Below are 18846 nucleotides of genomic sequence, written 5' to 3'. Positions count from 1 at the left end.
CATCAGCTCCGTCATCCTGAGGTGCGAAGCTTGTGATGCGCACGCATCGCAAGCTGAGCCTCGAAGGATGAACGGTCCAGATGCAGCCGGGCCGTCGCCCTTCGAGGCGCGTCGTGCGACGCTGTCGCGTCGCAGGACGCACACCTCAGGGTGACGGTGATGGAGCTCGCGGTCGCATCCGGTATTCGCTTTTGACGTAGAGACACAGTTTCGCATCCTCGCGGCGCATCTCGCCCGAGCTTTGCTCTCTTGCGTTACCCTCAATGGAAAGAGGGCGCAGGGAAGACCGGGAGCCCGCAGGCACCCGAGGTCCACTGTGCGAAATCTGCGTGGTGAGAAGCTGCACAGCGGCATACAGGTGTAGCCAGGACATCCCGGCCTTCCCTGCGCAGTGGTTTGACGGCTTATGTGGTGCTCTCCCCGGGGAGCGATGCACTATTGCCCCCGTCGCCTTGCGGATGACTGATGCGCGTGCCCGGTCGGGCCGCCGCATCACCGCAACACTTGGCGCACAGACCCCGGGCGCCAGGACCACACGATTTTGCCGTACGCCGATCACACCCGTCGTTGGCGCGATGGTTTTCGCTCACGGTTACCCGCCCTGCGAACCTTCCACGCCGGTGTGACCCCCGTCCACCGCCCCCTAGCCCGCGTTCGTGACGATCGCGATACGCCCCTCTTCCTTGGGCCGGGTTGCCGCAACACCTACGCCGTTTCCGAATTTCGGTAAAGCGGAATATTTTACGCGATGCGGATTGACCGAGGGATGGAGTGTTTTGCCCGTCCGGCAACGCAAGGTCTGGTAGCCCGGGTCGCGCGCAAGTGTCATCCGGACCTCGTGGGTCACCGGTGCCGCCCCGGCGTCGATACACTTTTGTTCCGCCTGTTGCTCAATGGCACTAGTTCCGGTTGCATCCCGCGCGCAATAATTCGATGTTGCCAAGCCTTCAAACCGTTTTTCAAACCATTTCGTTAACGGCCAGCCTTCGAACCAGGAATTGCCAAAGATGTCTTCGGTCAAGCATCCGGCGCGTTTCATTTTCCTCGTCATGGCCCTAACGGCCCCCGTCGTGCTTCTGCCGCAGAAGGCTGCGGCGCAAGTCACATGCGGACTCGGCGGCACCTACGCGGTTTCGGGCGGCAACGTCGTTGTTCCCGATGGAGGCGCCGATGCCGCCAGCGAACCCACAAATCTAGCCTGCGGAGCTAATACCAGCGCCAGCGGTTTCGGCTCAGGCAACACAGCGCTGGGTTATCAAGCCAGCAGCTTCGGCAACATGAGTTATAATATCGCGACCGGATATTCCGCAAACGCTTCGGGCTTTCATTCTTTCAATAGTGCGACCGGCTACTTGGCCAACGCTAGGGGAGACTTTGCTACAAATATCGCGACCGGCGGCAATGCCGACGCACACGGAGACGCAAGCAATAATATCGCCATCGGCAACTATGCCAACGCCAGCGGCACCAGCAGGTCGAACACAGCAGTTGGCTACCAAGCGGTCGCCACTGGCGCGAATTCCTCGGCGTTCGGCAGGCAGGCCGAGGCGCTCGGCAGCCAGAGCGCGGCATTCGGCCGGAGTACGATCGCCAACGGCAACAACAGCACCGCGGTCGGGTCCAACAACACCGTCACCGGCGCCAACAGCGGCGCGTTCGGCACCGGCCAGGTCGTCAACGGCAACGGCACCTTCGCTATCGGCGATCCCAACACCGTCAACGGCAACGGCAGCTTCGTGCTCGGCGACAACAACATCGTGAACGGGCCTGCCGTCGCCGGCAATGGCGATAATGTTCAGGTCATCGGATCGAACAACGCCGTCGCCGGCACCGCGAGCGCTTCCGGCGCCTCGGTGCTTGGCAACGGCAACACCGTCAACGCCACAAACGCGATCGTACTGGGCAACGGCAGCACGGTCTCGGGCGCCTCCGCCATCGCGATCGGTGGCGGCACCAGCGTGAGCGGCGCGAATGCCATCGCGATGGGCACCGGCTCCAGCGCCAATTTCGACAATTCGATTGCAATCGGCACCGGCGTCGCGACGACCCGCGTCAACCAGGTGGCGGTTGGCACCGCCAGCAGCACCTACACGATGAGCGGCATCAGTTCGGGCGCGAGCAAGGCCGCGCAGTCCGGCCCGACCCAGCTCGTGACGGCGGACGGCGCCGGCAATCTCGCCACGACGACGCTCGCCGGGCTCGGGCTGGCGTCGGCTGGCGACATCGGCGCCATCAATGCCCGGCTCGATGATCTCTCCTCACGCAGCAACAAGGCGACCAACGGCGTGGCCATGGCGTTCGCACTGGCCGGCGTGCCGACGCTGATGCCGCACGAGCGCTTCGCCGTGACCGCCAATTGGGGCACGTTCCAGAGCACGAACGGGCTAGCCTTCAACGCCGCCGCGCGCGTCAGCGACCGCGTCCAGCTCAATGCCGGCCTCGGCTACGGCGCCAACCAAAACCTGTACGGCGGACGCGTCGGGGTCAGGGTCGGATGGTGAGACCGATCATGCGCGCGCGGCGTTGCACGCTCGTTGCCGGCCTGCTCGCGCTGCCATGACGCCCGCGACCATGGCGCAGAGCGACAAACCGGCCGCCGCCTCCCCCACCGCAGCAGCAACAACAGCAACAGCCGGCCTCAATGCCCGTTGGCATCGACCAGGCGCTCTACCTCATCCGCTCGACGCTGCTCACGCTCACGACGCCAACCGCACCGGCAACTATTCGGTGCTGCGCGACCTTGCCGCGCCCGACTTTCAGGTTAAAAATACCGCCGCCGACCTGGCGCTGGGCTTCACCGACTTGCGGCGGCGCAATTTCGACCGGTTCTCGGTGGCGCTGGCGGCGCCGCAGCTTTCGACCCCGCCCTATCTCGACCCCAACAAGACGCTGCGCCCGACCGGCTTCTTTCCGACCTGCCCGCTTCAGATCAATTTCGACCTGACATTCCAGAACGTCGGCAACCAGCGGCGGATCTTCGGCATCTCGGTTGCCACCCCGCAGGTTCCTGCCGAGACCTCAGCCGCGCCTACGGTCCCCGCGGCGAAGAAAAGCGCCACGCAGAAGAACTGAGCGGCCTCGCCGTCCCCCGGCGGTTTCCACGACCGGCGCGGATTTGCCCTGAGAGGCCGGCCGTTGGTATGCTTCATGCAAGCACGCCGGCGACCAGACCGGTCCTAACCCCACCCATCGAAATTGGACATGCCGAGCTCAAGACCCGACCGCATCCGCAAGCTTCTTGCCGACCTCGTCGCCTTCGACACCATCAGCGACCGCACCAATCTGCCCCTGATCGCCCATATCGAGACCTATCTCGCCACGTTCGGCGTCAAGGGCGAGCGCATCACCGATGAAACGGGCCAGAAGGCCTCGCTGTGGGTCACGATCGGGCCGCAGGACCGGGGCGGCTACGTTCTGTCTGGCCATACCGACGTGGTGCCTGTCGTGGGCCAGGACTGGAGCCACGATCCGTTCAAGCTGGTGGAGCGCGACGGCAAGCTCTACGGGCGCGGCACCACCGACATGAAGGGATTTGTGGCGGTGTGCCTCGCCATGGTGCCGGAGATGGTGGAGGCAAGACTCAAAACGCCCATTCATCTGGCAATCTCCTATGACGAGGAGATTGGCTGCGTCGGCGTGCGGCCGATGCTGCACGAGGTCGCGAAGAAGAAAGTCAAGCCGCTCGGTGCCTTCATCGGAGAGCCGACCTCCATGCAGGTCATCATCGGCCACAAGGGCAAGCACGGCGTGCGCGCGACCTTCCGCGGGCTGGCGCGTCATTCCTCGATCGCGCCGGACGGCGTCAATGCGATCGAATATGCCGCCGAGCTGATCGTCGAAATCCGCCGCCGCGCGGTCGAGCTCGCAGGCCAAGCCGAGCATGGCAGTCTCTACGACGTCCCGCACTCGACGCTGCTGACCAGCATCGTGCATGGCGGCGCGGCGCTGAACATCGTCCCCGACACCTGCACGGTGGAATTCGAGTGCCGCGGCATCGGCATCACCGAGTCCAAGGAGGTGACCGATGCGATCGTCGCCTGGGCCAAGGCCGAGCTCGAGCCGGCGATGAAGGCGCAGAATGCCGATTGCGGCATCGCGTTCGAAGAGATCCTCGACTACCCCGCCCTCGACACGGCCGCCGATGCTGCAATCGTCACGCTGGCCAAGAGCCTGGCCGGGCGCAACGACCACGCCAAGGTCGCCTTCGGCACCGAGGCGAGCCTGTTCGCCGACATCGCCGACGTCCCCTCCGTGGTCATCGGTCCGGGCGGGATTGCGCAGGCGCATACGCCTGACGAATTCGTGGAGATGGCCGAGTTGGAGAAATGCGCGGGCTTCGTGGAGAAGCTGATCGCGCATTGCACGAAGGGATGATCAGCAACCGCTATCGTAGGGTGGGCAAAGCGAAGCGTGCCCACCAGTTTGCGCGATAACCGAAGAATGGTGGGCACAGCGCTGCGCGCTTTTGCCCACCCTACAAGAGCTTCGGTGAAGCGCAAGGCGCGGCCACCGGCCGCGCCTTCGTTTTCGCTACACCGCCCCCGCCTTCTGCGCGTAGTCCCATGAGGCCTTCGACAGCGGCACGGTGCGCTTGGCGGATTCGAGCGCCTTGGCGTTGGCGGCGGTGCCGTCGCGGACGCGGCCGGCGATGCCTTGGGTGATGCCGGCGAGGCGGAACAAATTGTAGGCGAAGTACCAGTTGAGATCAGGCACCGTCATCTTGGTGACGTTGCAATAGATCTGAGCGGCCTCGTCGAGGCTCGGGATGTTGAGCGCCTTGAGGTCGGCGCCATCAAGGCCCGGCATGATCCACTGCATCAGGAGATAGGTGAAGTCGGCCATGGGATCGCCAAGCGTCGACAGCTCCCAGTCCAGCACCGCCTGCACGCGGGGCTCCGTCGCGTGGAAGATCATGTTGTCGAGGCGATAGTCACCATGGACGACCGAGACGCGGGCCTGCTCCGGCACGGTCCGCGGCAGCCATTCGGCGACCTTCTCGAACTCGGGAATGTGCTGGGTTTCGGAGGCCCGATACTGCTTGGTCCAACGGTCGATCTGGCGTGCGAAGTAGTTTCCTGGCTTGCCGAAATCGCCGAGGCCGATCGCAACGGGATCGTACATGTGGAGCTTGGCCAGCGTCTCGATCTTGCTGGCGAAGATCTTGCGCCGATCGTCCGGCGCTTGGCTCGGCAGCGTCGGATCCCAGAACACGCGCCCCTCCTCCATCGACATGATGTAGAAGGCGGCGCCAATGACACTGTCGTCCTGACACAGCGCATAGGCGCGCGCGACCGGAAAACCCTGCTTTCCGAGGGCTGCGATCACGCGATATTCGCGGTCGACCGCGTGCGCCGACGGCAGCAATTTGCCGAAGGGCTTCCTGCGCATCACGTAGGAACGGTTCGGCGTATTCAGCCGGTAGGTCGGATTGGACTGGCCGCCCTTGAACTGGAGCACGACCAGCGGGCCTTCGAAGCCTTCGACGTTCTCGCGCATCCACGCCTCAAGCCGCATCTCGTCGAAGCGATGACGCTCCTCGACCGGCTTGGTGCCCGAAAACTCCTCGTCTTTCCTGACGCCGTCAGCCACGGTGACGCTCCCTCTTCAGTCCGAACATGATCCTAATCGGTAACCGCTGACGCACTTGCGTCAAGCGGTTACCGCCATTGGATCATGTCCTGTCGTTTCTTCAAGTCGGGAGCGCCGCAGGGCTCCCCCGCTTAGTGATTGGGAGAGTTGGCATACTTCCGAACCTCAAGCCTGGCAATGGCGCGGTTATGCACCTCGTCCGGACCGTCGGCGAGACGGAGCGTGCGGATGTGGGCATAGTCCTTGGCAAGACCTGCCTCGTCCGACACCCCGGCGCCGCCGAACGACTGGATCGCCTCGTCGATAATCTTCAGCGCCATGTTGGGCGCGGCGACCTTGATCATGGCGATCTCGGCCTGCGCGGTCTTGTTGCCAACCTTGTCCATCATGTCGGCCGCCTTGAGGCAGAGCAGCCGCGTCATCTCGATGTTGGTGCGGGCTTCGCCGATGCGCTGCTCCCACACGCTGTGCTCGACAATCTTCTTGCCGAAGGCGGTGCGCGAGGTGAGCCGCTTCACCATTTTCTCCAGCGCCTCCTCGGCCTTGCCAATGGTGCGCATGCAGTGATGGATGCGGCCCGGACCGAGGCGACCCTGTGCGATCTCGAAGCCGCGGCCTTCGCCGAGCAGGATGTTCTCCTTCGGAACGCGCACGTTCTCGAGCAGCACCTGGGCATGGCCGTGCGGGGCGTCGTCGAAGCCGAACACCGGCAGCATCTTCTCGACCTTGATGCCGGGCGTGTCCAGCGGAACCAGGATCTGCGACTGCTGCTGGTGCTTGGCCGCCTTGAAATCGGTCTTGCCCATCAGGATCGCGATCTTGCAGCGGGGATCGCCGACGCCGGACGACCACCATTTGCGGCCGTTGATGACGTAGTGATCGCCATCGCGCTCGATGCGGGTCTCGATGTTGGTGGCATCCGACGAGGCGACCGCCGGTTCCGTCATCAGGAAGGCCGAGCGGATCTCGCCGTCCATCAGCGGACGCAGCCATTTGCGCTTCTGCTCCTTGGTGCCGTAGCGCATGAACACTTCCATGTTGCCGGTATCAGGCGCGGAGCAGTTGAACACCTCCGAAGCCCAGGTGATCCGACCCATCTCTTCGGAGAGCAGCGCGTATTCGAGATTGGTCAATCCCGCGCCCCGGAATTCGTCATCCTCATGCTCGTTCGGCGGCATGAACATGTTCCAGAGGCCCTCGGCCTTCGCCTTCTTCTTGAGGTCCTCGAGGACCGGGATCACCTTCCAGCGCTCGCCGCTGTGGTCCTGCTGATCATAGATCGGCACCGCCGGGCGCACGTGCTTGGCCATGAACGACCGTACGCGGTCGAGCCATTCCTTCTGCTTGGGCGACATATCGAAGTCCATGGGACGCTCCTCGTCTCTCTTTGCGATCTGGTTTTGCGCCGGACTGTCCTCCCGCATGGCGCGACCGGCAAGCGCGAATGCGCTGGCTTGGCGGCTTGCCGAGGCCAGCCCGCGCGTTGCGAACGAGTCTCGATTGCGGATTGACTTTCTCCAGCCTTCAAACGATAGTTTCATACAAGTGTTTGAATTGCAACTCCCTCGCTCACGACGTCATTCCTGGCCAGCCCGCGGGGCTGAACCCGGAATCTCGAAATGTGGCGCGAGATTCCGGGTTCGACGCTAATGCGTCGCCCCGGAATGACGGGATCAAGGTCATGGCCAGCGATCATACGAGGTCTGCCATTCTCGCCGCCGCCGAACGGCTCTATGCCGATCGCGGCTTCGGCGACGTGACGCTGCGCGACATCGTCGCGGAGGCCGGCGTCAACCTCGCTGCGGTGAACTATCATTTCGGCTCGAAGGACGAACTGATCGCGGAATTGTTCGTCACGCGCTCGATCGCCACCAACCGCGAGCGCCTGCGGGAACTGAAGGCGGCGGAGGAGCAAGGCGGCGGCCGCGCGCCGATCGAGGTGATCCTGCGTGCGCTGGTCGGCCCGACGCTGCGCGGCTGCCTGGGTCCGGAGAACCAGCGCTCGACCGCCGCACGGTTCATGATCCGCGCCTCGATCGAATCCGTGCCGCCGATCCGCCGCATCAAGAACCGCGAGATCGACCATTTGCGGAAATTCGCCGGCGCGATGCGGCGGTCCCTGCCCGACCGCAGCGAGGTCGATATTTATTGGGGGCTCAACTTCGCGCTCGCCATGGCGCATCACACCATCCGCGAGAGCGAGCGTCTGACGAAACTGTCGGAAGGCAAATGCGACCTCGACGACGTCGAGGACGTAGTGGAGCGCGTGGTCAGCGTAGCGACGATGGCGCTGACGGCGGGGCGGACGGAGAGCAAGGCGCCGGTGCGCGCCCTGGCGCGAGACGCGCGCTGATCGATGAGCCCGGTGCCGGAGCGAGTCGCTCCTGCGCGGGGACCTGAATGGCGCGGCTGCTGCGGCGGCAGGCTACGCCCGCTGCGGCATCTCCTCGGCCTCTTCCTTGGCGAGCAGCAGCAGCATTTCAATGCCCATTTCGCCTTCCTGCGGCGAGCGGATGAACTTGATCTCGTCGGCGCTCTGCCGCAACGCGGCAATGATGGCGACGGCCTGGTTGGCGGTGGCCGCCTCGGTTGCCAGAACGGCCTTCTGGTCCTTGGCCTGGAATCCGATCGTATAGGACATTCGCTTCCCTCCCGGAACTTAAGCGGAGAGATCGAATCAGAGTCGCGCGCGAAGCGGAAGCCTGTGCGATTACGGACCGGGATTAGCTGGGGATTGCGGGCAAGCTTCAGGCAAGCCCCGACATGGCGCGCGGCTCTGCACGACGGGGCCCCTCGAGAGGGGCAGAGCGTGCTAGATGATGCCCTGCTGCTTCAGGGCCGCGATCTTCTCGGCATCATAGCCGAGCTTGCCGCCGAGCACCTCCTGGGTGTGCTCGCCCAGCAGCGGCGGAGCGCGATAGTCCTTGATCGGCGTCTCCGAGAGCGTCAGCGCGTTGCGGACCAGCGACAGATCGGGTTCGAAGGGATGGTCGACCTTCACCCGCATCCCGCGCGACTGCACGTGCGGATCTGAAAACACCTGCTCGAAATTGTTGATGGGGCCCGACGGCACGCCGGCCTCCTCCAGCTTCTCCAGCCAATAGGACACCTTCTGCTTCAGGAACAGGCCGGCGAAGATCGCCATGATCTCCTTGCCGTGCACGACGCGGTCGTTGTTCTTGAGAAAGCGCGGATCGTTCGCGAGTTCGGGCTCGCCGAGTACGGCGCAGGTGCGCTGGAACTGGCCGTCATTGCCGACCACCAGCATCAGCTCGCCGTCGGCGCAGCGGAATACGCCGGCCGGCATACCGCCATTGCCCCAGGTGCCGCGGCGCGGCGGCATCTTGCCGTTGACGAGATAGATCTGCAGCCAGTGCGACAGGGACGCGATGACGGTATCGAACAGGCAGACGTCGATGTGCTGGCCCTGCCCGCCATTGGCATCGCGATGGTAGAGCGCCGAGAGAATCCCGATCGAGGAGTTCATGCCGGTCATGTAGTCGACGATGGAGGGGCCGACCTTCATCGGGCCCTCACCCGGCTCGCCGTCGATATGGCCGGTGACGCTCATCAATCCGCCCATCGCCTGGAGGATGGCGTCATAGCCGGCGCGCGGCGCATAGGGCCCGGTCTGGCCGAAGCCGGTCACCGAGCAATAGATGATGCCGGGATTGATCGCCTTGATGGTCTCGTAGTCGAGGCCGTAGCGCTTGAGATCGCCGACCTTGTAGTTCTCCATGAAGACGTCGGCATCCTTGGCGAGCTCGCGGACGATCGCCTGCCCTTCCGGCTTGGCGATGTTGACCGTGACGGACTTCTTGTTGCGGTTGGCGCAGAGATAGAACGAATTGTTGTTGTTGGCCTTGCCCTCGGGGTCGTTCAGGTAGGGCGGACCGAAGGCGCGCGCATCGTCGCCGGTGCCCGGCCGCTCGATCTTGATCACCTCCGCGCCGAGATCGCCGAGCATCTGGGCCGACAGGGGCCCGGCAAGCACGCGGGTGAGGTCAAGGATCTTGATGCCTGAAAGCGGCAGGGCCGACATTTCGATTTCCTCCGGTAACTGGTCTTGATTTGCACTTTTAGCTGTCTTGGAGCTGTCTTGGAGCTGATTTTGGCGCGACGGCAAGATCGCGGACCGCGCTTCCTGCGGATACACCATTTTCGCGCGGTGAGCACTGCGCTGGCGACATACGGCCATCTCCCGCCGGACAGCGAGCTTCCGGTCCGCAAATTCCCGTCGCGCGGTATTGCCCTGCGGGCTCACGTTCCAGCCACCGCAGCCGCCTGCGGCCGGCGGCGCGCGAGCAGGACCAGGATCAGCACTGCAGCACAGGAGCAGACGAAGGTGAGACCGAGCGCGCCGCGGCCGCCGAACCGGGTGAGCAGGCCGGCCAGCAATGGTGGCGACAGCGCGGAGGCGAGATTGAGCGGCAGGGCAATCATCGACATCGCCTTCGCGAACTCGGCCTGGTCGTAGAACACGAGCGGGATGGTGGCGCGCGCGACCGCCATGGCGCCGCTGCCGGCGCCATAGAGCAGGATGAAGACGGCGACCGCCCAGGTGGCGCCCTCGCTCAGCATCATCAGCAGCATCGCCACCGGCAGCGCCATACTGGCGACGAGACCGGTCGTGATCCCGTCCCAGCGCCCGCCGCCGAGGAAATCCAGCCCGCGGGCACTGACCTGGATCACGCCGAGCATAGAGCCGAACGCGATCGCCTGCGCCGGCGTCAGCCCCTCCGTCCGCAGCAATTCGACGAACACGGCGCTGAGGCCGAAGGTGACGAAGGCATTCAGCGTGATCGCGGCGACGACGAGGCCGAACGTGCTCCTTGGAATCGCGGGCGGCGGCGAAGGTCTGGCCGGCTCGGCAGCATCGCCTTGCCCAGCTCTGCGGCGCGGCGCCACAAAGGCATAGAGCGGAAGCGATACGAGCAGCATCATCGCGGCGTAGACGAGGCACGTTCCGCGCCAGCCGAGATGACCGCTCAGGAAGGAGGTGGTCGGCCAGAAGATGCTGCTCGACAACCCCGTCACCAGCATGAGCGCGCCGATCGCGCTCCTGGCCTGCCGCCCGGCAACCTCGTTCAGCATGATGTAGGCGCCCGTCGACAGCGTGGCGCTGCCGGCCAGGCCAAAGACGACCCAGGCCGCGAAGTAGAGCACCGGCTCGCGCGCGAAGAACAGCAGGACGAAGCCCGGCACGGTGACGACCGTGCCGACCATCATGACCGTCCGCGCGCCGTGCCGTGCAAAGGCCTTGGCAAGCCAGGGCGCGCTCAGTCCCATGGTGACATAAAGAACCGACGTGCCGGCGAACACCGCCGGCAGGCTCATGCCCAGATCCGCCGCAATGTCACGGCCGACAATCGCCGGAAGGCCGATCGTCCCCCATCCAACGAGTTGGGTGATGGCGAGCACCAGCAGGACGCCGAGCAGCCTGCGGTCAGATTTCAAGAACTGCATTCCAAACGTCGCCTGCCCCGGCAGGCGCAGATTGCGCCAGCGCAGCTCGTCTTACCTGCGGACCGATGTCGCGGGAATGCCGGTTCCGAATAGCAGCGCGGCACTGGCCGCAGAGCAAAGTTGCATCACGCGGCGTGGCCGGGGTCGACGTGCTTCGGCATTTTCTTGTCGCGCTGAGGCGTCATCTTGGCCGGATCGGGCGCACCGGGCACGCCGCGTGGACCGAGCTGGTCGCGCTGGATGTCGTCCTCGGAGCGAGGCGGCTCGACGCCGTTGGGCTCACGGGGCTTGGTCATGTGGCTTCCTCGTCTCAAGCGTTGTCCTTGACGCCGAGCGCATTGCCTCCCGCCTCGCGGCCGGGCACGGTGACATGGATTTCATGTCCCTCACGCAGCGCCAGAGATGCGGCCGCGACCGCCGATTCGAACGCGGCTTCCTTGGTGGCGTAGGTGTTCTTGACGTCGCCATCATGCAGCACGCCCCATTCGTCGCGCACCGGCACGATGGCATATTGCGCAAGGCCCATTGTCCAGCTCCTGGCTCAGGTTCAGAAGAAGATCTGCCCGACAACGCGCCTGCGCGCTTAATGTTGCGTCAGCTGCGGGTGCGCGGCGGTGACGCGCCACACCGTGTTGCCGCTGTCGTCGGCGACCAGAAGCGCGCCGGCCTTGTCGATGGCGACACCGACGGGACGGCCGCGCGCCTGGTTGTCGCCGTCGAGGAAACCGGTGACGACATCCTGCGGCGGACCGCTCGGCTTGCCGTCCGTGAACGGCACGAACACGACCTTGTAGCCGTTGAGCGCATCCCGGTTCCAGCTGCCGTGCTCGCCGACGAAGGCGCCGCCCCGATAGGCGGCCGGAAGGCCGGCGCCGGTGCTGAAAACCATCCCGAGCGGCGCGACATGCGAGCCCAGCGCGTAATCCGGCACGATCGCCTTGGCGACCAGATCCGGCCGCTCGGGCTTGACCCGGGGATCGACGTGCTGGCCGAAATAGCTGTAGGGCCAACCGTAGAAGCCGCCATCCTTGACCGAGGTCATGTAGTCCGGGACGAGATCGGGCCCGAGTTCGTCGCGCTCGTTGACGACGGTCCATAGCGCCCCGGTCTGCGGCTCGAAGCTGAGCCCGTTGGGATTGCGCAGGCCGCTTGCGAACACGCGCCAGCGCCCGCTGGCGCGGTCGACCTCGAGGATGGCGGCGCGATTGTGCTCGGCCTCCATGCCCCTCTCGGCGACGTTGCTGTTGGAGCCGACGCCGGCATAGAGCTTCGAGCCGTCGGGGCTGGCAACCAGGCTCTTGGTCCAGTGATGGTTGATCGGACCGCCCGGCAGCGGCGTCAGCACCGTGCCCGGCGCGGTGATCTTGGTATCCCCTTCGGTGTAGGGATATCTGATGATGGCATCGGCGTTGGCGACGTAGAGCTCGTTGCCGACCAGCGCGACGCCGAACGGCGAGTTGAGATGGTCGAGAAAGACGCTCTGCGTTTCCGGCACGCCGTCGCCGTTGCTGTCGCGCAAGAGCGTGATGCGATTTCCCGGCCCGGTATCGCCGCCGCCCGACGTCGACAAGGACATGATGAAGCCCATCACGATCTCCTTGGGCCGGTTGACCGGCGCGCGCTTCGGCGCCTTGGATTCCACCACCAGCACATCGCCGTTCGGGAGCACGTAGAGCGAGCGCGGGTGCTGCAAGCCCGTGGCGAAGGCCTTGGCCTGCAGGCCCTGCGCAACCGTCGGTGTCTCGTCCTTCTTCCAGCCGACGATGCGGGCAATGTGGATCGGCGGCAGCAGATATTGCCGGATCTCAGGCAGCGTCGGATTGGGGCCAACTTGAGCATTGGGATCGCCGCTGCCGTCGTTGCATCCGGCCAGTGACAGCAGCGAACAGCATAGCAGCGCGCGGACAACCGAAAACTTCATCGCGCAACTCCTACGCCGTGGCGATAGACCAGGGCCCAGCCGAGCCAGCCCGTGACCGGAAGGATCAGCACGGTGATCGCGGACAAGGCGAGCCCGCTCGGCCACACCGAGGTCCAGCCGTCGCGCATGTGGATCATCAGATTGACGATCGAAAGGATCAGCACCACGGCATTGCCGATCAAATGCGGCCAGGCCGGCGGCTGCGCCCGCACCAGCCGGTTGCCGAGGAAGTCGGTCAGGCCGGCGATGGCCGCCAGAACGCCGAAGATGACGCCGACAAGCAGCAGCCAGGCGGAAAAATTCGCCCACATGATCTCGGCGCTGGCGACATAGGCGATGTCGGTGAGCAACGCCCCGACAAAGCACGTGATCGGGATCGGCACCAGCATCGGATGAATGGGATGACCCGCGATTTGCGCCGTGGAATGCACGCGCATGTCGTCTTGCACGATGAGCCTCTTGCCGGAATGTCTCTCCCCCATCGGCGAACTCCCGCTCGAGACGATGGTTCCTCGACTTCTGCAGCATTCCGGGCGCAGTACAAGAACGCGTTACTGCCTCTCGTTTTGGGACGAGCCGTTGAACCGGCGGCGCACGGCGCGACACCAAGCTAGATGGCGGCCCAAAAGATGAAGGATTGTTAACTGCGCATCCACCTGGCGGTCATGCTGCTTCCACAGCATCCGTGAAACATCGAAAACTGGGAGGAGATTCATGCAGACCCCGTTTGTCCAGACCACGTTCGTCGTAACGGACTCGGAAATTCGCGATGTCCCGAATCAGGCACCCGATCAGCCAGGCGTTGTTGGAGCGACGATGCACCAGGCGCGCCCCAAGGCTCCTGCCGGTGAGAATGCGGACGCGCGGCCCGAAGGGGTGATCGCCATTTCCCGGATTTTTCAGAATCAGAACCCGAGCTAGCGGGCATCGGGAGCCGCGACAGCAGCGCGGCTCACTCTCGTTCACCGGGACGTCATCTCTTCAGCACCTCGTCCGGCATCGGCTCGACGTTGAATAGGTCATGTTGACCTACCTATTGCGACGCCGCTGCCGCGACGGCGTGCGTGGACAATCGCGCTGACGCAGCGGCACCTTTGCACGCCGAGCGTGTGAAGCACTTCACATCGTCGCCCCGGGGGCTGCTGTACTCTGAACATGTCGGGAGCGGTTGGGTTCCGCGTCACGGTTCCGACCGTGAGCTCGTGAAACGCGAGCTGATCGGTCCGACAAAGACGGAGGCACGCTCATGTCCACGTCCACGACGGCCGATCCAACCAGTGCCACGGATGACCCGCGGGCTCTCACGGGTGCCCGTCATGCTGCGCCAAGCGCCATCCCGCTGCCCTTTGTTTTGCTCGGACACGACGGACGAGTTGGTGACGCCGATCTGTCGCCATACGATTTCGCAACCGCCGTCAGGCCAGGTGCACCGCTCGAGACCCTGCTCTCGATTCCGTTCAAGGCGTTGATGGAGGCGGCCCAGTCCGATCGACCGAAGCCGTTGCCCGCTCTGCTCCATACCGCGCCCACGCCAACACTCGTCCTGGTGCAGCCGGTGCGACGGGCAGATGGATTGCTGCTGTTGATCGTCAGCCTCGATGCACTGCAAGCCGCGGAGAGGCAGAAATTCGAGCAGACACCTTACGGCGTCGTCCGCCTTGGGCTCGACGGTCGGGTCGATTTCGCCAACGCTGCGGCGCTCCGCCTCTGGAACAGGAAAGACCTGGTCGGACAGCGCTTCGTGGATCTGCTGCCCAGGGAGTTCCGAGACGAATTTCTCATCAAGCTGGGCGAGGTGCTGGACACCCGGACGTCGCGCTCCGTCAGGCTTACAGAAGGTGCGGCCGTGCTCATCGGCTCCCACAAGGTGCATTCGGAGCCGCGACTGACATTGCTCCCGGAATTCCTGGAGGGCAGCACCTTGCGCGGCGTGCAGATCGTGATCCGCGAAGGCATCATCAATGCGTTGCGCGTCGCATTGCGGGAAGCAGCGCTGGAAACGGCGAAGGGTGAATCGACCCCGAAGCCCGATGGCGCGCGCAGCCCGACCTGGCGAGATCGAACCCGCCGAATGCTCGACTTGCTGCGGGAGGTCCTGCCGCATGACCTCGCGATCGTCAGCGAAGTCTCCGACAGCTCGCAATGGATACGCCCCACGCTGATGCACCCGGAGCCCTCAAAACCATGGCCACGCATGTGGTGGCGCATGTCGAAGGAGGAGCTCGCGCAGTTCGACGCCGGCCCCTATCGCGAAGAGCTTACGCGCTGGATGCAGGCAAATCCCGATCGTCAGGACGAACCATTGTTGAACCTGCTGCGCGAGGTGCGGCCGGGCGGCAAGGCGCTGGAGTCCTTTGCCATCGTCCCCATTCGGCCGAATGGCCGCACCGAGGCCGTCCTGACCTTGGCTTCGACGCAGCCAAGGCGTTTCGAGGTGTCGAGCAGGGCAGCACCGGCCGGATCCGACTGCGACGACGAAGAGGAGTTGCCGCGCGATCCGCTCGCCGTGCTCGACCGCCTCGGCCTCGACACGCTTCTGCTCATGATGCTCCGGCGCGCCAGACGCGAGGCCCAGGCCGAGCAAAGGGCCCTCGTCGCCAACATCGAGGCTGCGGAAACGGTACCCGATGCGGTGCTCACATTGCTGCGCGAGCTGGTCAGGCATTTCGGGTGGGACCATGCAGCGGCCTTCATCACGCATCATCCGGACGGGACGGAGACGATGCGCTCGCGCGGGGCGGGTCCGCATGCCGGTGCGGAAGAGCTGCAGCTTTTCGCCCAGTTTCCGGAGACCGAGAATGGCGCCACACATCCCCTGGCGATCCCGAAGGACTATACACAGCCGCTGTACGATCCCCGTCCGGGCGAGCCGTTCGATGAGGCCCGTGCGCGCGAATCGGGAATGCTCGGCGCCGCCATTCGCAGCGCACGCCGCGGCGAAAGCGGCGTGCTCGTCGCGAGCGATGTCACCAAGCTCGACGGGGATGGACGACCGCCGCACTGGTTCCGTTCGGTCGGAGCGAAGCCGCGCTCGGCGCTGACCATCGCCATCACCATCAACGGCCGCACGCGCTGGGTGCTGGATACGGTCTCCCGCCAGCCCAACGCATTCATTGAAGAGGACGGGGACCATATTGCTCCCCTGGTCAAAGGCCTGGCTGCGCGCATTTCGCAGCTCCGCGAATACAAGCTGAACGAACGCCTGATCGACCTGATCGACAAAGCCGTTCTGATCACCGACGACGCGGGGGTGATCCTGCGCGCCAACCCGCGAGCGCGCGAGCTTCTCGGCCTCCCGCCGCTGTATTTCGACAAGGGAGAGCATCGCCTCATCGAGTTCGTGCATGGACCGAACGAGGCCGAACTTCCCGGCGCCCACCAGACGGAGGCAACGCTCAGCATCGGACCGAAGGGCGGCAGGGGCGTCGAGACGCATGTCCGGCGGCTCGAGGACATGACCAGGACGTCCGACATCATCTGGCTGCTCAGCGGCGCAGATCGACAGGTCTACAACGTCGACACGCGCTATATTGCGGAGACGGTGCAAGAAGTGGCCCGGCAGGTGCGTGCGCCACTGTTGTTGGCGGCCACGCTGGCCAAACAGCTCGGGCGCGGCTCCCTCGAGGAGGCGGTTGCACCGTTGGCGAAGCAAGTGCGCGAGGGCATTGCAAAAGCCGACATCACGTTCGAGCGGCTCGCCGAGGCGAGAGGAGCCTGGCGCGATCCAAAGAGAGAGGAGCGCATCGTACCGCTCAAAGCGCTGCTGGATGAACTCCGCGACGCACTTCCCGAAACGGACCGCGACCGGCTAAGGCTGGAGGCTACCGGCGAGGCCGAAGTCAGCGGCGATCGGAGCCGGCTGGCCTACGCTCTTCGGACCTTGCTCGGCTACATGCTCTCGCGGGACACGAGGCCGATCACCATCACGCTTCGCCCTCTCCGTTCGCAAGCCGAGATCCAATTGTCGGGAGCGGAGATCGAGCCGTCCTCGGAGCCGGATGATGTCGTGCGTGCCGAGGCGCTGGAAGCCGCTGCGGACGCACAGGGAAGCGCGCGCGCGGTCTTGCTGGCCCATGGCGGCGGGTTGGAGCGCACGGCAGCCGGCTTCCAGCTCCATGTCCCGCTTGCACAAGACACGGAGACACGGCCGTGAACGTCTTGTTCATCTGCAACGATCCGACCATGCAATTGATGGTGCAGAAGACCGTCAGAGGAGCGAGCTTCACGACACTCGCCAATGTCGATGTCGCAACCCAGTATCTCGAGACGAATTTGCCTGACGTTGCGCTGATCGATCCCGAGACCGGCGGAGGCCGTCAGGGGGAGAGCAGCATACGGGGCTTCCTCGAGCGCTTCTCGGGTGCGGACCCGAAGTTTGGCGCCGTGCTCGTGCTCCGTGCGCCCGGCTCGGAGTACGAGGTCGAGGCGGTACGCAAGCCACGGGTCTGGACATGGGACACTTGCGCGCAAACGAACGGCGGACTCGATCCGGAGGAACGGTTGAACCGGGCTTTGACGATTGCTTCTGCTGCGCCCAAGGCACGCAATTTCAGGGCGATCGTCAGCTTCACGGGCGACGTCGTGACGCTGAGTGTCGAAGAGAACGGCATTTCAGTGATCCGCGATCGTCCCCTGCTCACCGACGCGGAATCAAAATCCACGCTTGATGACTTGGCTACGGTTGACCTCGAGCCTTCCGAGGTCGGCGACCTTCGTCAAACATGGCGGAATTACAAGTCGAGCGGCTACAGCGCCTTCAATGCGCTGTTCGGCCCGATCGGCAAGGCGCTTATCAGCAACGATCCAAACGAGTCTGTCGAATTCCGCTTCGACATGGAGCGGATGCAGTTTCAGCGGCGCTTCGCCTTGCCGCTCGAACTCATCGCACTCGTCGCCAACGACCGGCCTGATGGTTTCCTCTGCAATCTTCGTCCCATGGCTCGCAGCGCCTCGAACATCAAGAGGCGTCCTGCGAACAGCGATCATCGTCCGCATATCCTGTTCGTGGATGCCGGGGCGGCCGAGGGCGAGTTCTCCATTTTGGGCAAGGAGGGCATCTCGTTGCGGTCGCTGCCCTCTATTCGGAACAGTACGGACGCGCAGCGAGAACGTCTGGACGACCTCCGCGACGACGGCCTCTGCACGCTGGAGCAGCTGACGCTCGAAGACTTCAACGAGTGCTGCGAAGCGCGCGGCCTCAAGAAGGCAAGAAGCTTCCGGGACGCGCTGCAGTCCCGGCTCTGCCGGCCGGTGGACGGCGACAAACCTGTCGACATCCTGCACTTCGCTGGCCACGGGATCAGCCAGCATCAGTCCGAGACGCGGCTGATATTGCCGCCCGCTCCGGCCCGGCCCGGTGAGGGCGCCGGGGAAGTCGACCTGCTGGAGGTCAGAGAACTCGCCGAATGGCTGCCCGAGAGTGTCCGGGTCGTGTTTCTCGCCGCATGCCAGACCGCTTCGATCTCTTCCGCGGAGCACCTGCATCTGGCGAAGGGATGCAGCCTGGTCGGCTTCCGCTGGAAGGTCGTGGCAAAGCGCATCCCGGAGTTCGTCAGCGGCTTCTACGACGCGCATCTGCGCGAGCGGAAGTCGGTGGCCGGCGCCTACAGGGCCGGTTGCCAGAGGGCACAGCTGCCCGAGGACCCTGCCTGGGTCAGCGCCGTCGCGCTGGCCGCAGACTGATATCGCAAGGAGGACGGCATGACCGCTTTGAAGGGCATTGCTGAGTGGATCAGCGGCACCTGGGACGGATTCCAGACTCGGCCGCGCCTCCGCCAGATCTATACGCGTGTCGCGGCACCGGACGAGCCGGCTGCAAAATCATTCATCCCGGAGCGCAGCTACGTCACCATTCGCATTCGCGAGCTTCG

At 64.7% G+C, this 18846-nt stretch carries 17 protein-coding genes; 7 read left to right on the top strand and 10 right to left on the bottom strand.

Features of this window, described 5'->3' with window-relative positions; all coding sequences use genetic code 11:
- Positions 1-643: 643 nt before the first annotated feature.
- Positions 644-1021, bottom strand: coding sequence for a hypothetical protein (locus AC3WLX_RS21995; RefSeq protein ID WP_492337567.1), 378 nt, complete (start codon positions 1019-1021; stop codon positions 644-646).
- On the opposite strand from AC3WLX_RS21995, the gene AC3WLX_RS21990 reads away from it, so the two are divergent.
- From AC3WLX_RS21990 to argE, 3 genes are all read left to right on the top strand, one after another.
- Positions 1008-2501, top strand: coding sequence for a YadA-like family protein (locus tag AC3WLX_RS21990; RefSeq protein WP_492337566.1), 1494 nt, complete (start codon positions 1008-1010; stop codon positions 2499-2501). The two genes, AC3WLX_RS21995 and AC3WLX_RS21990, sit on opposite strands and share 14 nt — an antisense overlap.
- 55 nt (positions 2502-2556) lie before the next feature.
- Entirely contained in the window at positions 2557-3072 is a 516-nt protein-coding gene (locus tag AC3WLX_RS21985) for a hypothetical protein (protein WP_492337565.1), read from the top strand.
- Between the two features lie 129 nt (positions 3073-3201).
- On the top strand, positions 3202-4374 hold the full coding sequence (argE, locus tag AC3WLX_RS21980; RefSeq protein ID WP_492337564.1) for an acetylornithine deacetylase: 1173 nt from the start codon (positions 3202-3204) through the stop codon (positions 4372-4374).
- A gap of 156 nt (positions 4375-4530) precedes the next feature.
- Here the strand turns inward: argE and AC3WLX_RS21975 are convergent, their stop codons facing one another.
- Together AC3WLX_RS21975 and AC3WLX_RS21970 are read right to left on the bottom strand one after the other, a co-directional pair.
- The gene (locus AC3WLX_RS21975; RefSeq protein WP_492337563.1) at positions 4531-5589 is read right to left on the bottom strand and encodes a phosphotransferase family protein; all 1059 of its coding nucleotides are present in this window, start codon (positions 5587-5589) and stop codon (positions 4531-4533) included.
- Between the two features lie 131 nt (positions 5590-5720).
- A complete protein-coding gene (locus tag AC3WLX_RS21970; protein WP_291622115.1) occupies positions 5721-6956 on the bottom strand; it encodes an acyl-CoA dehydrogenase family protein in 1236 nt (411 codons plus the stop codon).
- A gap of 314 nt (positions 6957-7270) precedes the next feature.
- On the opposite strand from AC3WLX_RS21970, the gene AC3WLX_RS21965 reads away from it, so the two are divergent.
- On the top strand, positions 7271-7942 hold the full coding sequence (locus tag AC3WLX_RS21965) for a TetR/AcrR family transcriptional regulator (protein WP_291622113.1): 672 nt from the start codon (positions 7271-7273) through the stop codon (positions 7940-7942).
- Positions 7943-8014: 72 nt separating this feature from the next.
- Here the strand turns inward: AC3WLX_RS21965 and AC3WLX_RS21960 are convergent, their stop codons facing one another.
- The 7 genes from AC3WLX_RS21960 to AC3WLX_RS21930 all read right to left on the bottom strand — a co-directional run bounded on the left by AC3WLX_RS21960 (position 8015) and on the right by AC3WLX_RS21930 (position 13425).
- Positions 8015-8230: a hypothetical protein gene (locus tag AC3WLX_RS21960; protein WP_025037058.1), complete on the bottom strand. Its 216-nt coding sequence runs from the start codon at positions 8228-8230 to the stop codon at positions 8015-8017.
- Between the two features lie 171 nt (positions 8231-8401).
- The gene (locus AC3WLX_RS21955; protein ID WP_291622109.1) at positions 8402-9631 is read right to left on the bottom strand and encodes a CaiB/BaiF CoA transferase family protein; all 1230 of its coding nucleotides are present in this window, start codon (positions 9629-9631) and stop codon (positions 8402-8404) included.
- A 218-nt stretch (positions 9632-9849) separates the two neighbouring features.
- Positions 9850-11055 (bottom strand): MFS transporter, encoded by a 1206-nt coding sequence (locus AC3WLX_RS21950; RefSeq protein ID WP_492337562.1) that lies wholly within the window; start codon positions 11053-11055, stop codon positions 9850-9852.
- A 125-nt stretch (positions 11056-11180) separates the two neighbouring features.
- Positions 11181-11351 (bottom strand): hypothetical protein, encoded by a 171-nt coding sequence (locus AC3WLX_RS21945; protein ID WP_492337561.1) that lies wholly within the window; start codon positions 11349-11351, stop codon positions 11181-11183.
- A gap of 14 nt (positions 11352-11365) precedes the next feature.
- Positions 11366-11581 (bottom strand): hypothetical protein, encoded by a 216-nt coding sequence (locus AC3WLX_RS21940; protein WP_291622103.1) that lies wholly within the window; start codon positions 11579-11581, stop codon positions 11366-11368.
- A 57-nt stretch (positions 11582-11638) separates the two neighbouring features.
- Positions 11639-12976: a PQQ-dependent sugar dehydrogenase gene (locus AC3WLX_RS21935; protein ID WP_492337560.1), complete on the bottom strand. Its 1338-nt coding sequence runs from the start codon at positions 12974-12976 to the stop codon at positions 11639-11641.
- The gene (locus AC3WLX_RS21930; RefSeq protein ID WP_291622099.1) at positions 12973-13425 is read right to left on the bottom strand and encodes a DUF2231 domain-containing protein; all 453 of its coding nucleotides are present in this window, start codon (positions 13423-13425) and stop codon (positions 12973-12975) included. Before AC3WLX_RS21930 ends, AC3WLX_RS21935 begins: the two co-directional genes overlap by 4 nt.
- Before the next feature lie 265 nt (positions 13426-13690).
- Here AC3WLX_RS21930 and AC3WLX_RS21925 point away from each other — a divergent pair, with 265 nt between their 5' ends.
- The 3 genes from AC3WLX_RS21925 (at position 13691) to AC3WLX_RS21915 (ending at position 18658) form a co-directional block, all read left to right on the top strand.
- Positions 13691-13897 carry a hypothetical protein gene (locus AC3WLX_RS21925; RefSeq protein WP_492337559.1) on the top strand — a complete coding sequence of 69 codons (207 nt, stop codon included), beginning with the start codon at positions 13691-13693 and terminating at the stop codon, positions 13895-13897.
- Positions 13898-14222: 325 nt separating this feature from the next.
- On the top strand, positions 14223-17129 hold the full coding sequence (locus AC3WLX_RS21920; RefSeq protein ID WP_492337558.1) for a PAS domain-containing protein: 2907 nt from the start codon (positions 14223-14225) through the stop codon (positions 17127-17129).
- A 119-nt stretch (positions 17130-17248) separates the two neighbouring features.
- Positions 17249-18658, top strand: coding sequence for a CHAT domain-containing protein (locus tag AC3WLX_RS21915; protein WP_492337557.1), 1410 nt, complete (start codon positions 17249-17251; stop codon positions 18656-18658).
- Positions 18659-18846: the final 188 nt, after the last annotated feature.

The sequence above is a fragment of the Bradyrhizobium sp. FW305-F6 genome (assembly GCF_058782905.1).
This window is presented reverse-complemented; position numbering and strand designations above follow the sequence as displayed.

Coding starts and splice junctions, on each gene's coding strand:
- AC3WLX_RS21990 (WP_492337566.1), top strand. CDS start 1,008: ATGTCTTCGGTCAAGCATCCGGCGCGTTTCATTTTCCTCGTCATGGCC.
- AC3WLX_RS21985 (WP_492337565.1), top strand. CDS start 2,557: ATGACGCCCGCGACCATGGCGCAGAGCGACAAACCGGCCGCCGCCTCC.
- argE (WP_492337564.1), top strand. CDS start 3,202: ATGCCGAGCTCAAGACCCGACCGCATCCGCAAGCTTCTTGCCGACCTC.
- AC3WLX_RS21970 (WP_291622115.1), bottom strand. CDS start 6,956: ATGGACTTCGATATGTCGCCCAAGCAGAAGGAATGGCTCGACCGCGTA.
- AC3WLX_RS21965 (WP_291622113.1), top strand. CDS start 7,271: ATGGCCAGCGATCATACGAGGTCTGCCATTCTCGCCGCCGCCGAACGG.
- AC3WLX_RS21960 (WP_025037058.1), bottom strand. CDS start 8,230: ATGTCCTATACGATCGGATTCCAGGCCAAGGACCAGAAGGCCGTTCTG.
- AC3WLX_RS21955 (WP_291622109.1), bottom strand. CDS start 9,631: ATGTCGGCCCTGCCGCTTTCAGGCATCAAGATCCTTGACCTCACCCGC.
- AC3WLX_RS21950 (WP_492337562.1), bottom strand. CDS start 11,055: ATGCAGTTCTTGAAATCTGACCGCAGGCTGCTCGGCGTCCTGCTGGTG.
- AC3WLX_RS21945 (WP_492337561.1), bottom strand. CDS start 11,351: ATGACCAAGCCCCGTGAGCCCAACGGCGTCGAGCCGCCTCGCTCCGAG.
- AC3WLX_RS21940 (WP_291622103.1), bottom strand. CDS start 11,581: ATGGGCCTTGCGCAATATGCCATCGTGCCGGTGCGCGACGAATGGGGC.
- AC3WLX_RS21935 (WP_492337560.1), bottom strand. CDS start 12,976: ATGAAGTTTTCGGTTGTCCGCGCGCTGCTATGCTGTTCGCTGCTGTCA.
- AC3WLX_RS21925 (WP_492337559.1), top strand. CDS start 13,691: ATGCAGACCCCGTTTGTCCAGACCACGTTCGTCGTAACGGACTCGGAA.
- AC3WLX_RS21920 (WP_492337558.1), top strand. CDS start 14,223: ATGTCCACGTCCACGACGGCCGATCCAACCAGTGCCACGGATGACCCG.